Source organism: Yoonia sp. 208BN28-4 (genome assembly GCF_037543925.1).
Classification (GTDB): Bacteria; Pseudomonadota; Alphaproteobacteria; order Rhodobacterales; family Rhodobacteraceae; genus Yoonia.
The window spans coordinates 551,239-564,981 of the sequence record NZ_JBBIFY010000001.1 but is presented as its reverse complement, the minus strand read 5'-3'; the positions used below and the strand labels follow the sequence as shown (position 1 = coordinate 564,981).

Below are 13,743 nucleotides of genomic sequence, written 5' to 3'. Positions count from 1 at the left end.
CTAAAAATCGCAACGCCGGAGTAGCACGTTTTGCTATGACACCTGCTTGCCCCCCGAATATGGCATGAATTGGGGTCCCGCATGGTCGTTTCGCGGCAGCACCGTTTTTTGGGCGTCCCCTTGATTTGCGCGCGGATAAGCGCAACTCTAGTCATATGTTGAACACGCCCCCCAGCGCTTTTGGCTTGCCCGAGCAGGTCCATTTTCACCGCACCGAACTTGGCCCGATCCTTTCGGTCTATGGCCGGATGGTGGCCGCGGGTGAATGGCGGGACTACGGGATCAGCAGCCTGCGCGATGTTGCGGTTTTTTCCGTCTTCCGGCGTGCTGCCGAAAATCCGCTTTACCGCATTGAAAAACGCCCGAAGCTGCGCTTGCGGCAAGGGCAATACGCCGTGATCGGGATGGACGGGCAAATCCTTAAACGGGGTAACGATCTCCGGCAGGTTTTGCGGGTCCTGGAACGCAAACTGATCCGGTCGGTCGATTAAAGCCGCTTGCGCGCCAGCACGTCCCCGTCGCCCTGTGCCTTGATCCTGATGATTGCGTCCTTGATCGGCTCATAAACCACGGCCATGTGATGGGCGTTTGCGTGGATCATCACATCCTCATCCACCATCATCCCGACATGGCCCTTCCAGAACATCAGATCGCCACGGGCAAGGCGGGCACCATCGTCCAGCAACGCGCCTGTTTCGGCCCGTTGCATATCGCTGTCGGCGGGGCAGTAGATGCCGCAGCTCATCAAAGCCGCTTGCACTAGTCCCGAACAATCGATGCCGCGCACGGAATTGCCACCCCAAAGATATGGTACGCCAAAGAATAGCTGCGCAATCGTGACGGGATCAGCAAACGGCCTCTCTAATGGTCGCAGGTGTTTCTTGGGAACATAGCCGTAAGGCGTTTCAAAGAACTTGGCCCGTTCATCGGTCACGGTCAGCTTTGACCCAAAGGAAAGCACCATCAGATCGCGCGATTTGAAGGCTTCGCTTTCATAGACATGCGTCGCCGGGGTGCTGACAAAATGCGATGGCACCGTGCGCGGGCCAAGCGCGTCCGAGCGCAGATAACCGACATAGCCGTCAGCCTCGGTCTGCAGGAATGACCAGCCGTTGCGGTCTTCAAACACCGTCACCGCAGCACCCATCAGGAGTTGTCGGTCGCGCGACCCGTTTGGCGACGCGCAAAGATCAGCCACGGCGGTTTGTACATTGCACTTTTCACCTGCGACAAAGGCGTCAGCCGCCACATGCCCTTGCAGATGCAAAGCCGCGACGCGCCCGTTTGCGGGGGTCAGGCGCCTGTCGCTCATAGGTCAAGCAGGTCCGGCAAGGCCGCAAGCACCGCACGTGCGCCCATGCCGACACCCCCCTTGGGTCGTGCAGGCTTGGCACTGGGTTGCCAGCCGTAAATGTCAAAATGCATGTAGGGTGCTTTATCGACAAACCGCCGCAAGAACAGCGCGGCGGTAATGCTTCCGGCCATGCCACCGGATGGCGCGTTATCCAGATCAGCGACATCAGGTTCGATCATGCCTTCGTAAGGATCGTGAAACGGCATCCGCCAGACCGGATCAGCAACGTCAGCGGCGGCAGTCGTCAGGGCTGCGGCGTGGCTGTCATAGTCAGTATAAAACGGGGCAAGGTCCGGTCCAACGGCGACACGCGCGGCTCCTGTCAGCGTTGCCATCGAAATGATCAGGGCCGGTTCTCCCTCATCAGCAAGGGCAAGCGCATCAGCCAGAACCAGCCGCCCTTCGGCGTCGGTATTGTTGATCTCGACCGTCAGCCCCTTGCGGCTGGTCAGCACGTCTTGCGGGCGGAAAGCGTTGCCATCGATGCTGTTTTCAACCGCAGGCACCAGAATACGAAGCCGCAGCGGCACGTTCAGCCCCATAATCATATGTGCAAGGCCAAGCACCGTTGCCGCGCCGCCCATATCCTTTTTCATCAGCCCCATGGAGCCACCGGGTTTGATATTCAGGCCGCCAGTATCAAAGCACACGCCTTTGCCCACCAGCGTCAACAACGGGCCGCTATCGCCCCACGTCATATCAATCAGGCGCGGCGCACGCTGCGATGCCCGACCAACGGTGTGGATCATCGGGTAGTTCAGATCGAGAAGATCGTCACCGGAGATGACCGAGATTGCCGCGCCATGCTGCTGCGCCAGATCGCGTGCGGCGTCTTCCAGTTCTTGCGGGCCCATGTCGGATGCAGGGGTGTTGATCAGGTTGCGTGTCAGCGCCTCACCATCGGCAATTGTTTCCAGCCGTCGGGCGTCGATCCCGTCAGGGGCGACAAGCAGCGCCTTTTGCGCGCTTGCCGCCTTGTAGCGATCAAACCGGTAGCTTGCCAAAAGCCAGCCCAGCGCAGCCTCTTCCAGTTCCTCGGCGTCCAAACCACCGGCAATCCGGTAGGTCCCGGCAGGCAGCTTTGCCGCAGCCATCGCAAGGTGAAAACGCCCGCGTTTGCGCGCGTCAGCGGTGCCATATCCTGCCAATGCAATGGCGATGCCACCTGCGTCATCGGGCACCGTCACAACCTGACCCAGACCGGCCTGAAACCCTTGCGCCCTGATCCAGCTTTGCGCCTTGTCATCCAGATCACCCAAATCAGCCTCAAGCGTGTCGGGCGTCACGACGTGCAGCGCGATGGTGGTGTCGGTCTGTTCTGCAAATTTCAGCGCCATCAGATTGGTTCCTTTCAACGGAGTTGCGACGCAGACTAGCGCCACAATCGCCCGTCGCAAGGCACCTAGCCGCCGATGTACTGTCGAAAGCTCCAAACTTCGCTGACGGCTGCATCAAATGCCCGTTCAAGACGTGCCAGCGTTGCCCCCAACGCCACCCCGCTTTGCAAGTTCGCTGCGTTCGCCACGTGATCCGCGGCCGTCATGATAGATGTCAGACCGATCTGTCCGGCAATGGCCGCGATCCGGTGCGCAGTCTTCGGCACGCTGCCGAACTGGCCGGACGCGCGACTGTCCTGCAATTTGTCCAGCCGCTGGGCGATATCCTCAAGCGCGCGGCAGACGATCGCCTCGGCCTCGGGTTCTGACATGTCGTCAAACAGCGTAATCAGCGGTGCAGGGTCCAGCATAAATGTGTCCTGACAACGCAGAACAGCGATGGACGCGGAGGGCGGAGGCGCAAAGGCCGTTTGGGGGCTATGATAAGTCATGCCCAAACACTACCCAACGATGGTATCCAGATCGTTGATGCGACGGGCATAAATGTCTCGAAATCGCGGCAAATCCAGCCTATTGGAACTTAAGACAAAATAATGAGAAATGCCCATGGAACGCGCACGCCCCCTGCCGGAATACCTGATCAAGAGATTTCACGGTTGGAAAGCAACGACATACGCCGAAAATCAGGGCTGGTATCGCCGTCTTGCCGAGGACGGTCAGCGCCCCCGCGCGATGGTCATTTCCTGCTGTGACAGTCGCGTACACGTCACCGCAATTTTTGGGGCCGATCAGGGCGAATTCTTTATTCACCGCAATATCGCCAATCTTGTCCCGCCGTTTAACCCCGATGGCGAATACCACGGCACGTCTGCTGCCGTGGAATATGCCGTGAACGCATTGAAGGTGTCGCACCTGATTGTGCTGGGCCATTCCGGCTGTGGCGGCGTTGAGGGGTGCTATAACATGTGCTCAGGCAACGCGCCGGAGCTGGAAGAGAAATCAAGTTTTGTGGGTCGCTGGATGGACATCCTGCGCCCCGGCTTCAATCGCCTGCCAAATGGCGAGGACGCCGTGCGCAAAACCGCGCTTGAAAAAGAGGCCGTTCTGGTCAGCCTTGAAAACCTGATGACCTTCCCCTTCGTGGCCAAGGCCGTGGACGAGGACCGCTTGTCGCTGCACGGGGTCTGGAACCAGATCGCGGACGGCAGCATCGAGGCCTATGACCCCGAGACCGCCAGCTTTGTGGTTGTCTAGTCCAGCTTGACCACCACCTTGCCGAACGACTTGCCCAGCAGAACATCGTTCAGAGCACTTGGCGCGTTTTCCAAACCGTCGACCATCTGCTCGGTGTAGGTGATCTTGCCCTCTGCAAGCCATCCGTCCATGTCGCTGCGGAACGCCTTGTAATCTTGCGGGCCGAAATTGTCGAAAATGATAAAGCCCTGCATTTTAACTTTCATCCGCAGGATCGCGCCCATGATGGCTGGCCCCATGTCAGGTGCGTCGGGCAGACCCGCCAGATTGTACCACGCCGCGACACCGCACACAGGGATGCGTGCGAAGGCATTCAAAAGCGGCAGAACGGCATAAAGCACTTTGCCGCCCACATTTTCCCAGTAAATATCGATGCCATCGGGACAGGCCGCTTTCAGCTGTTTGGCGAAGTCATCCGCATTATGATCAAGGCAAGCATCAAAACCCAGATTGTCGACCACGTGTTTGCATTTGTCGGCACCTCCAGCGACGCCGATCACGCGACATCCCTTGATCTTGGCGATCTGCCCCACCGTGGCCCCAACCGGGCCGGATGCAGCGGCGACGACCAAGGTTTCCCCCGCTTTGGGCTCACCGATATTCATCAGGCCCGCATGGGCCGTAAAGCCGGGCATGCCGAGAACACCAAGCGCCCATGACGGACGTTCGGCGTCCGGCCCAAGATTTAGCACCTGCGTGCCGTCAGACACCGCATAGTCCTGCCAACCGCTTCCGGCGACAACCAGATCACCCGCCGAGAAGCCGTCGCAGTCGCTTTGCATCACTTCCGCAACCACCTGACCGGTCATCACTTCACCAATCTTGACCGGCTCTGCATAAGATTTCGCATCGTTCATCCGCCCGCGCATATAAGGGTCCAGCGACAAAAAGCGTGACCGCAACAGCATTTCACCGGATTTCGGCTCGGGGATCGCATTGGTTTCCATGCGCAACGTGTTTTTGTCAGGCAATCCGTTCGGCCTTTCCGCCAGAACAATGCGTCGGTTGCTGTCGGATGATTGTGCCATGGGAATGCCTTTTGCTTTTCATGTGGGGATGCCAATACCTACTGCGGCCACTCACGATGCGAAAGGGCAGCGCGGCAGACAATGGCATCGGACTTGCGTTACGGGCAGGTGCCGTTAAGTAAGGCGCCACCTTGTGAGTGGGAAAACGATGTCTGAAATCATTGCCCTTGCCGGATCCAATCTGGTTTCCCCGATTATCCTGAGCTTTGCGCTTGGCCTCGCAGCAGCCTTGGCGCGCTCCGATCTGACAATCCCCGAGGCAGTCGCCAAGGGCATGTCGATCTATCTACTGTTTGCCATCGGCTTTAAGGGCGGGGCCAGTGTGGCGGCTCACGGCGTTGATGGCACCCTGCTGGCCGCTGTGGCCGCGGGAATCGTGCTTTCGTTTGGCCTGCCGTTTCTGGCCTTTGCCCTGCTGCGGATCATGACGCGGCTTGATCACGTCGATGCGGCGGCCGTGGCCGCGCACTACGGATCAATTTCGATTGTGACGTTCGTGGCCGGCACATCCGTGCTGGAAGGGCGCGGCATTGATGCCGAAGGCTATATGGTCGCCGTGGCTGCCGCGATGGAAGCACCCGCGATCCTGTCAGCCCTTTGGCTGGTGGCCCGCAGCGGGACAGGTGGCAAAATGGCACCCGGACTGATGCGCGAGATCATGCTGAACGGCTCCATCGTGCTGTTGGTCGGGTCCTTTGCGATTGGCGCAATCACTGGCGAAAAAGGGTTGGCCGAAATTTCGTCCTTCATCGTCAATCCGTTCAAGGGCGTGCTGTGCCTGTTCCTGCTGGACATGGGTCTGATTGCCGGACGCGGGTTGCGTCAAGCCCGTGGCATCGTCAGCTTGCCGATGGTGGCCTTTGCTATTGTCATGCCGCTGGCGGGTAGCGTTGCGGGGCTTTTGCTGGGGATGCTGATCGGGCTGAGTACAGGCGGCATTGTTCTGATGATGATCCTTGCTGCATCAGCTTCTTACATCGCTGTTCCCGCCGCCATGCGTGTGGCCTTGCCGCAAGCCAATCCGGCTGTTTATCTAACGCTATCGCTTGGCGTCACATTCCCTTTCAATCTGACGCTGGGCATTCCGATCTATCTCGCGCTGGCGCAATTCATGACAGGAGCCTGACCCGATGCAGACCCACACCGCAAAGCGCGTTGAGATTGTCATCGAAGCCCCGTTGGAAAGCAGGCTGACCTCTGCCCTGACCGAAGCCGGCGTAACAGGGTTTACGATCCTGCCAGTGTTGGGCGGATCAGGCCGGTCCGGTCATTGGAGCCGTGAAGGACAGTTGGGGCGCGCAGGCATGGTGAACGTAATCTGTATCATCGCGCCAGAACGGCTGGACAGCTTGCTAGAGGCTGCCTTTGCAGTCGTGGAGCCGCATATTGGCGTGGTGTCCATCACCGACTGTCAGGTGCTTCGGGCCGAACGGTTTTAAGAGGACATTAACCGGTTTCTGCGTTTGATGGGGTCATGGAAAGTGATCGCGTTGAAATCAGACTTGGTAAGCCTTTGCGCGACATGGCTGTGCAAATGGCGGCAGAGCGTGATGTCAGTGTCGGCCAGATCATGCGCGATGCGCTATCACGTGAAATTGCACGCCGCCGCACCGCGAGGCCGCCTGTCAGGACGGATGAGCGGCTCGTCGCGCCCTTACGTGCCCGCCTCGCTGATGATCTCGCACACAGCACTGATTGGGGCGATTTGCAGGACCGACTGCAGCTTCGCGGATACCGATTGCATGCCGCAGGTGGCGGACTTGCGTTGCATGAACATCCATCTGGGCGGCGCATTTGCAAAGCGTCCGAGCTTGGCTTCAGCTATAGCCGCTTAATGCGCCGTTTCGCAGCACCCTTTCCCGGACATGCCCACACGTGGCTGGCGGAGCGGATGCTGACACCTGAAACAAACGATGACGACGACATCGATGTGATCGAACGCTTCTGATTATCCGGCGCGACAATAGCCCAGCTCGCGGGCAAAAAGGGCCGATACTTCAGCACGTGTCAGACGTTCATCTTTTGGTGGACGTGGTGCCTCGGTCTGAAATGGCGGTTTGCGTGTAAAGCGAAACAATTCTATCGCATGGGTCATGGCAACTATCTTTCTTCTGTGCGCCCCCACACACATCAAGCCACGCGATTGCCGCAAAAGAGTTTCATTCACGCCATAAAAAACGGCGCAGACCCGAAGGCCGCGCCGCTTTCAACTCAAAATTTTTGGCCGATCAGCCCTTTTTCAAGCACTCGCGCCCCAACAGCTCTGCAATCTGAACCGCGTTCAGGGCCGCGCCTTTGCGTAGGTTGTCCGACACACACCACAGGTTCAGCCCGTTTTCGACAGTGCTGTCCTGTCGGATGCGGCTGATGAAGGTCGCATAGTCGCCAACACATTCAATCGGCGTGACGTAGCCACCGTCTTCGCGCTTATCGATCACCATGATGCCCGGTGCCTCGCGCAGAATGTCGCGGGCCTCGTCTTCATCAAGGAAATCTTCAAATTCGATGTTCACAGCCTCGGAGTGACCGACGAAAACAGGCACGCGCACGCATGTCGCTGTGACTTTGATGTTCTTGTCGACGATCTTTTTCGTCTCCACGACCATCTTCCACTCTTCTTTGGTGGTGCCGTCTTCCATGAACTTGTCGATGTGCGGGATCACGTTGAACGCGATCTGCTTGGTGAATACGTCCTGAGCTGTGTTGTCGGTCGGGTTGTAGATCGACTTGGTCTCGTCCCACAGCGCATCAATCGCAGCTTTGCCACCACCCGATACGGATTGGTAAGTCGACACAACAACGCGCTTGATCTTCGCACGATCGTGCAGCGGCTTGAGCGCCACAACCATTTGCGCGGTCGAACAGTTCGGGTTCGCGATGATCATCTTGTTCTTGTAATCATGCACCGCCTCGGGGTTCACTTCTGGCACGATCAACGGGATTTCGCTGTCGTAGCGGTAGAGTGACGAGTTATCGATGACCACACAGCCTGCCTTGGCAGCGATGGGCGCATACTTTTTCGTGGCCTCGGACCCGACAGCAAACAGCGCCATGTCCCAGCCGGTGAAATCAAAGGTATCAAGGTCCGTGCATTTCAGGGTTTTGTCGCCAAACGATACTTCCGTGCCGATGGATTTCCGGCTGGCAAGTGCTGCGATTTCATCCACGGGGAACTGACGCTCCGCGAGGATATTCAGCATTTCGTGGCCCACATTGCCTGTGGCCCCAACGATGGCGATTCTATATCCCATAGGTCCTATCCTTGTTAACGTGCCGCCCCTTTACCGTGCAGGCGCAGCAAAAGAAAGAGGGGCCGCATTTGGCCCCTCAATCGTGATATTCATGTGTGCCGCACGGCCCTAGCGGGAGCCCAGCACGACAATCATCAAAAGCGAATACAGTGCGATCCCGCCACCGATGATCCAGTAGTGGAAGTTGTTGGAGATCGACGCCTTTGCCATCGCCCCCATCTGACCGATCAGGTCGGGCCACGTGTAGCTGACAAAATCGCCTTGCGTGAACACGGCCTTGATCCGGTTATCGCCATCCACCACCGGTAGGCGGCGGAAACGCTCGTTCGACATCATGCGCAGCCAAGACAGCATGTCGTCAGTTTCGCGCGCCATACGCGGTTCGCGTGTCATGATGTCTTCCAGTTTGGTCGTGGTGGCATCCAGTCCCTTGCCGACCAGCTTGTTCATAATGTCACGCTCGGTCACAACGCCGATGACCTTTTGATCAACATCAACCACGATCACACAGCCATAATTTTTATCCGACATTGCGGCGACCGCATCCGCCACGGTTGTTTCGGGCGGGCGTGTCAGCGGCTTGGGCTTACTAGCGTATTCCGGGCGGTCCATGAGGCGGCCACCGGGGCGATCGGACTGGTTTTGCATGTTTTTCACTCCTACGTGTGTTGTCTACGATGGTAGTGCGGCATCTGACCGCGTCAAAAAACGAAACACCTGTCAATCGGGCTGGACACGTTGCTGTCGCGGAATAGTCTGCGCTCATGTCACCCAGCACTCCCGTCTTTGCCGAACCCGCCCCGCGCACGTTGTGTACCGATTGTGGCGTGTCACGCATGCGCGACCCAAGCGCGTGCGGGTCCGCCTGTCAGTTTATCAAACCTGACTACATAAGTGCCGAAACCCAAGTGCATGGCCGAGCGGCTGGTGGGGGCGATGAAACATTTTTCGGCGTCACGGACAAAATGTACAAAGCGGCCCTGAAACCCGCCCTTGAAGGCGCACAATGGACCGGCCTGACAACACGGCTGGCAGAATGCCTGCTTGAAACGGGCGCGGTCGATGCCGTGCTGACAATGGTGCCTGACCCCAATGATCGCTGGAAACCAATGCCTGCCATCATCACAGATGCCGCAGATATGGCGCAGGCACGCGGGATGCGGATGGGATACGCTCCGCTTCTTGCCTTGCTTGAACCGGCCAAGGCGGCTGGCCACAAACGCATCGCCGTCATCGGTATCCCCTGCCAGATTTATGCCCTGCGCGCGCTTGAAGCGTCGCTTGGGTTTGAGCGGATCTACGTGATCGGCACGCCCTGTTCCGACAATACAACCACCGAGAACTTCCACGGATTTCTGGGGCGTCTGACTGACGACCCGGAAACGGTGACCTATTTGGAGTTCCGCGCCGATTATCATGTTGAGTTACGGTTTCAGGATGGCAGCAAGCGGCTGATCCCGTTCTTGCAACTGCCTCTATCGGACCTGCCCCGCGATTTCTTTCCGCTGACCTGCCAGACCTGCGTTGATTACACCAATCGCCTGTCGGATATCACTGTGGGCTACATGGCCGGCGAAGGCGAACAGTGGCTGATCGTGCGCAATGCACGCGGGGCGGAAATGCTGGCCGCCTTGGGGGATGAGGTGGCGTTGGCCCCTGTCGGCAGCAAGGGTAAGCGTGCATCTTCGGTCAAAGGGTTCATCGCCAATACCGAACGATCCGCCGGTGGCTTGCCACTGCGCCGCATGCCCGACTGGCTTCGTCCAATTATGGGTTTCCTGATGCCGCGCATCGGGCCGAAGGGGCTGGAATTCGCGAAGGCCCGGCTTGAGATGAAGGCCGCCGAAACGATCCTGCACCTGCGTCGCGAAGAACCCGCAAAAATGAAAAACATGGTGCCCGATCATGTCTGGGACATTGCCGCACCTTACGATCTGACACCCGCACCGGACGAAAAACGCTAGACCGGAAGCGCCGTCGTTTGGCGCACCGTGCGCAGCGCGAATGATGATTGCATCTGCGCGACACCCGGAAGCGTGGCCAGATGCCTGCGGTGGATACGTGCAAAGTCCTCCGTGTCGCCAGCCACGACCTTGAGAAGATAGTCCGCTGTTCCGGCCATCAGATGACACTCCAGAACATCGGGCACCCGTGCGACGGCCTTTTCAAAGGCATCCAGCACTTCGTCCGCTTGCCCCGAGAGCGTGATCTCGACAAAGACAGTCGTCGGGCGACCCACTTTGCGCGGGTTCAGCAAGGCAACGTAATCGCGGATGTATCCATCCTTTTCCAGCCGCTGCACGCGCCGGTGGCAGGCCGATGCGGACAGGTGCACCTTGTCCGAGAGATCGGCGTTGGACATGCGGCCTTGCTTTTGGAGCACCTCAAGGATTCGGCGGTCGATGCTATCAATGTCCATCTGGTGCAGGTTCCTTCGAATAAATGCGCGCTAGGCGCACGATCATGCGAATGATTACGCTAACGGGGCCGGAAGTGACACCACCAATTGCGCGGCCAACAGCGGACTATTCCTTGCAAGACGCACAGGAGGACCCCCAATGCACATCGGCTGCCCGAAAGAGATCAAACCACAGGAATTTCGCGTTGGCATGACGCCCAATGCCGCCCGCGAGGCGATAGCGCACGGTCACAGCGTCACGATCGAAACCCAAGCGGGTATCGGCGCGGGCTTTCCGGATGAGAACTACATCGCCGCGGGCGCGCAGATCGCGGGCGCGGCTTCGGACATCTTTGCGAACGCCGACATGATCGTGAAGGTCAAGGAACCGCAGTCTGTTGAGCGCAAGATGCTGCGTGAGGGTCAGATCCTTTTCACCTATCTCCACCTTGCCCCCGATCCCGACCAGACCCATGACCTGATCGCATCAGGCGCGACCTGCATCGCCTATGAAACTGTGACCGATGATCGCGGCGGTCTGCCACTACTGGCCCCCATGTCGGAAGTCGCAGGTCGCCTTGCCCCGCAAGTTGGCGCATGGACATTGCAAAAGGCAAACGGCGGGCGGGGCGTCCTCATGGGCGGCGTGCCGGGGGTTGGCCCCGCGCGCGTTGTCGTGATCGGCGGTGGCGTTGTCGGTACGCATGCCGCCAAAATCGCGGCAGGCATGGGCGCGGATGTGACCGTGCTGGACCGGTCCCTGCCCCGCCTGCGCTACCTTGATGACGTTTTCGGCGGGCAGTTCAAAACATCTTATGCAAGCGCAGGTAACACGGCCGAACTTGCCGCTGCCGCTGATCTGATCATTGGCGCCGTGCTGATCCCCGGTGCCGCAGCACCGAAGCTGATCAGCCGTGCGCAATTGTCCGACCTGAAACCGGGTGCGGCTCTAGTTGATGTGGCGATTGATCAAGGCGGATGCTTCGAGACGTCTAAAGCCACCACACACGAAAACCCGATCTACGACGTGGACGGGATCATGCATTACTGCGTGGCCAACATGCCTGGCGCTGTTGCACGGACATCGACCATTGCACTCGGAAACGCCACGATGCCGTTCATGTTGTCGCTTGCCGATAAGGGCTGGAAACAGGCGTGCGAGGATGATCCACACCTGCTGAACGGGCTGAATGTCCATGCAGGTCAGCTGACCTACTACGCCGTGGGCAAGGCACTTGGCATTGATGTGCTGTCGCCGCAAAAGGCATTGCGCGCCTAATCCCGCACGAAAAAGGCCCGCCGATCAAAGCGGGCCTTTCCCAATTCAGAACAGTCAGTCTTAGGCTTTCTTCAGCTCGACCAGAATCTGCTGGAGAAGTTCTTCCTGTGTTGGGCCGGAAGGCTCTTCTGCCTTTTCCTCTTCCTTCTTCTCGGAAGCCTCTTTCACACGGTTCACCATCTTGACCAGCAGGAAGACAACAAACGCGATGATCAGGAAGTTGATGACCGCCATCACAAAGCGGCCAATTGCGAAGACCGCAACGCCAGCTTCGGTGGCAGCTTCGATTGATGCATATTCGGATGCGTCACCACCGATGACATAGAACCAGCCAGAGAAGTCCATGCCGCCCGTAAACAGCGCAATAATCGGGTTGATCAGGTCACCGACCAGCGAAGTCACGATAGCCGTGAAAGCCGCGCCGATGATGATACCAACGGCCATGTCCATGACATTGCCCTTGGCGATGAAATCCTTGAATTCTTGAATCACGTGTGTCCCCTTTATTATGTGACATGCGCCCCAAATCTGGTGCCGGGTGCGCGTATGCGCAGAGCCTTACCGCTTTTGCAGCACAGAACCATGGCTTTTATTCACCAAAGTTCCCCCTACGTTAATATTGTTGCACATAATCGCCAAAACAGGAGCCATTTATGGCCGATCTTTCCCAATTTCCGATCACATCCCGCTGGCCCGCCAAGGACCCGTCCGTCATTCAGCTTTATGCCTTTCCGACGCCAAACGGGGTCAAAGCCTCAATCGCGCTTGAGGAAATGGGTCTGGATTACGAGCCGCACTTGGTGACGTTGTCCGATGACGATGTGAAAAGCGATGCGTTTCTGTCGCTGAACCCGAACAATAAAATCCCTGCTATCATCGATCCCAACGGTCCTGACGGCCCTGTCGGCATCTGGGAAAGCGGCGCAATCCTGCTCTATCTGGCCGAAAAATCCGGCAAGTTCGGCGGCGCGAATGGGACCGATAAGGCGCATATCACGCAGTGGCTGATGTGGCAGATGGGTGGCCTTGGACCGATGCTGGGCCAGCTTGGTTTCTTCACCAAGTTCGCTGGTAAAGACATCGAAGACCCCCGCCCGCGCCAGCGATATCTTGATGAAGCCAAGCGCCTCTTGAGCGTGCTGGACGGCGCGCTTGAAGGTCGCGACTGGATCGTAAACGACTATTCCATCGCCGATATGGCGATTGCGCCATGGCTGAACGCGCTCAATTTCTACGGCGTCAAAGACGACGTGGGCTTTGACGATCTCAAGAACGTCCCGGCCTACCTTGACCGTTTCTACGCACGCCCTGCCGTGGACAAGGCCAAGAACATTCCTGCGCGCCCGGAATAAATACCGCTTATGCAGGCAGCGTGCCGTCCCGTACATAGCGCAAAATCTCGACAACCTGCTGCGGCGTTTCCACAACGGCAAGCGCCGCGGCATCAACCTCTTTCAGCGGATGCTGGTGCTCGGCCCCGTGCATCACGATCAGTGACTTGCCAAGTGCAGCCGCGAAGCCTGCATCAAAGGCGGCGTTCCACTGTTTGTACTTCTCGCCAAAGCGCACAACGACAATATCCGCATCCGTGATCGCCTTGCGCGTGCGGATAGCGTTCAGCTTGGCGCCCTTGTGGTCATGCCAGAACTTGCTGTCCTCGGCCCCCATGATCGCCACGCCGCAATCATCCGACGCGTCATGATCCGTCACAGGCGCGGAGAACGTCACATCAAGCCCCGCCGCATCCTCGACAATCTGGTCGCGCCAATCGGTATGAATCTCACCTGACAGATAGACTTTCATCGCGGAACGCTCCTCATCACTTTGCGCAAAATACTCAAA

At 58.3% G+C, this 13,743-nt stretch carries 18 protein-coding genes; 8 read left to right on the top strand and 10 right to left on the bottom strand.

The annotated features are described in order from the left end of the window. Positions 1 to 155 precede the first annotated feature (155 nt). Entirely contained in the window at positions 156 to 491 is a 336-nt protein-coding gene (locus V8J84_RS02820; protein ID WP_339928083.1) for a DUF2794 domain-containing protein, read from the top strand. Here V8J84_RS02820 and V8J84_RS02815 read toward each other — a convergent pair. From V8J84_RS02815 to V8J84_RS02805, 3 genes are all read right to left on the bottom strand, one after another. Beyond that, complete coding sequence (locus V8J84_RS02815; protein ID WP_339928082.1) at positions 488 to 1,312, bottom strand: C40 family peptidase; 825 nt, start codon at positions 1,310 to 1,312, stop codon at positions 488 to 490. The genes V8J84_RS02820 and V8J84_RS02815 overlap by 4 nt on opposite strands. Then, a complete protein-coding gene (locus V8J84_RS02810) occupies positions 1,309 to 2,691 on the bottom strand; it encodes a leucyl aminopeptidase family protein (protein ID WP_339928081.1) in 1,383 nt (460 codons plus the stop codon). Before V8J84_RS02810 ends, V8J84_RS02815 begins: the two co-directional genes overlap by 4 nt. A 65-nt stretch (positions 2,692 to 2,756) precedes the next feature. After that, complete coding sequence (locus tag V8J84_RS02805; RefSeq protein WP_339928080.1) at positions 2,757 to 3,101, bottom strand: hypothetical protein; 345 nt, start codon at positions 3,099 to 3,101, stop codon at positions 2,757 to 2,759. Positions 3,102 to 3,297: 196 nt separating this feature from the next. Between V8J84_RS02805 and V8J84_RS02800 the strand changes: the two genes are divergently transcribed. Further along, positions 3,298 to 3,945, top strand: coding sequence for a carbonic anhydrase (locus tag V8J84_RS02800; protein WP_339928079.1), 648 nt, complete (start codon positions 3,298 to 3,300; stop codon positions 3,943 to 3,945). Here V8J84_RS02800 and V8J84_RS02795 read toward each other — a convergent pair. Beyond that, complete coding sequence (locus tag V8J84_RS02795) at positions 3,942 to 4,973, bottom strand: NADP-dependent oxidoreductase (RefSeq protein WP_339928078.1); 1,032 nt, start codon at positions 4,971 to 4,973, stop codon at positions 3,942 to 3,944. The genes V8J84_RS02800 and V8J84_RS02795 overlap by 4 nt on opposite strands. 148 nt (positions 4,974 to 5,121) lie before the next feature. Here V8J84_RS02795 and V8J84_RS02790 point away from each other — a divergent pair, with 148 nt between their 5' ends. Genes V8J84_RS02790 through V8J84_RS02780 form a run of 3 tightly spaced genes read left to right on the top strand, consistent with a single transcriptional unit; the run spans position 5,122 to position 6,921 of the window. Beyond that, positions 5,122 to 6,099 (top strand): sodium-dependent bicarbonate transport family permease, encoded by a 978-nt coding sequence (locus V8J84_RS02790; protein ID WP_339928077.1) that lies wholly within the window; start codon positions 5,122 to 5,124, stop codon positions 6,097 to 6,099. Positions 6,100 to 6,103: 4 nt separating this feature from the next. Beyond that, on the top strand, positions 6,104 to 6,412 hold the full coding sequence (locus V8J84_RS02785; protein WP_339928076.1) for a P-II family nitrogen regulator: 309 nt from the start codon (positions 6,104 to 6,106) through the stop codon (positions 6,410 to 6,412). A gap of 35 nt (positions 6,413 to 6,447) precedes the next feature. After that, positions 6,448 to 6,921 (top strand): hypothetical protein, encoded by a 474-nt coding sequence (locus V8J84_RS02780; RefSeq protein WP_339928075.1) that lies wholly within the window; start codon positions 6,448 to 6,450, stop codon positions 6,919 to 6,921. On the opposite strand, the gene V8J84_RS02775 is transcribed toward V8J84_RS02780, so the two are convergent. The 3 genes from V8J84_RS02775 to V8J84_RS02765 all read right to left on the bottom strand — a co-directional run bounded on the left by V8J84_RS02775 (position 6,922) and on the right by V8J84_RS02765 (position 8,872). After that, positions 6,922 to 7,068 (bottom strand): hypothetical protein, encoded by a 147-nt coding sequence (locus V8J84_RS02775; protein ID WP_339928074.1) that lies wholly within the window; start codon positions 7,066 to 7,068, stop codon positions 6,922 to 6,924. Between the two features lie 133 nt (positions 7,069 to 7,201). Then, positions 7,202 to 8,224 (bottom strand): aspartate-semialdehyde dehydrogenase, encoded by a 1,023-nt coding sequence (locus tag V8J84_RS02770; RefSeq protein ID WP_339928073.1) that lies wholly within the window; start codon positions 8,222 to 8,224, stop codon positions 7,202 to 7,204. A 108-nt stretch (positions 8,225 to 8,332) separates the two neighbouring features. Further along, positions 8,333 to 8,872, bottom strand: a complete 540-nt coding sequence (locus tag V8J84_RS02765) for a CBS domain-containing protein (RefSeq protein WP_339928072.1) — start codon at positions 8,870 to 8,872, stop codon at positions 8,333 to 8,335. 116 nt (positions 8,873 to 8,988) lie between these two features. Between V8J84_RS02765 and V8J84_RS02760 the strand changes: the two genes are divergently transcribed. Further along, positions 8,989 to 10,188 (top strand): Coenzyme F420 hydrogenase/dehydrogenase, beta subunit C-terminal domain, encoded by a 1,200-nt coding sequence (locus V8J84_RS02760; RefSeq protein ID WP_339928071.1) that lies wholly within the window; start codon positions 8,989 to 8,991, stop codon positions 10,186 to 10,188. Here the strand turns inward: V8J84_RS02760 and V8J84_RS02755 are convergent. Beyond that, positions 10,185 to 10,643 (bottom strand): Lrp/AsnC family transcriptional regulator, encoded by a 459-nt coding sequence (locus V8J84_RS02755; RefSeq protein WP_339928070.1) that lies wholly within the window; start codon positions 10,641 to 10,643, stop codon positions 10,185 to 10,187. The two genes, V8J84_RS02760 and V8J84_RS02755, sit on opposite strands and share 4 nt — an antisense overlap. Before the next feature lie 139 nt (positions 10,644 to 10,782). Here V8J84_RS02755 and ald point away from each other — a divergent pair, with 139 nt between their 5' ends. Beyond that, on the top strand, positions 10,783 to 11,901 hold the full coding sequence (gene ald / locus V8J84_RS02750) for an alanine dehydrogenase (RefSeq protein WP_339928069.1): 1,119 nt from the start codon (positions 10,783 to 10,785) through the stop codon (positions 11,899 to 11,901). Positions 11,902 to 11,961: 60 nt separating this feature from the next. Here the strand turns inward: ald and mscL are convergent, their stop codons facing one another. Next, complete coding sequence (gene mscL, locus V8J84_RS02745; protein WP_339928068.1) at positions 11,962 to 12,393, bottom strand: large conductance mechanosensitive channel protein MscL; 432 nt, start codon at positions 12,391 to 12,393, stop codon at positions 11,962 to 11,964. A gap of 161 nt (positions 12,394 to 12,554) precedes the next feature. On the opposite strand from mscL, the gene V8J84_RS02740 reads away from it, so the two are divergent. Further along, complete coding sequence (locus tag V8J84_RS02740) at positions 12,555 to 13,253, top strand: glutathione S-transferase family protein (RefSeq protein WP_339928067.1); 699 nt, start codon at positions 12,555 to 12,557, stop codon at positions 13,251 to 13,253. Positions 13,254 to 13,260: 7 nt separating this feature from the next. On the opposite strand, the gene V8J84_RS02735 is transcribed toward V8J84_RS02740, so the two are convergent. Then, on the bottom strand, positions 13,261 to 13,704 hold the full coding sequence (locus V8J84_RS02735; RefSeq protein ID WP_339929064.1) for a YtoQ family protein: 444 nt from the start codon (positions 13,702 to 13,704) through the stop codon (positions 13,261 to 13,263). Positions 13,705 to 13,743: the final 39 nt, after the last annotated feature.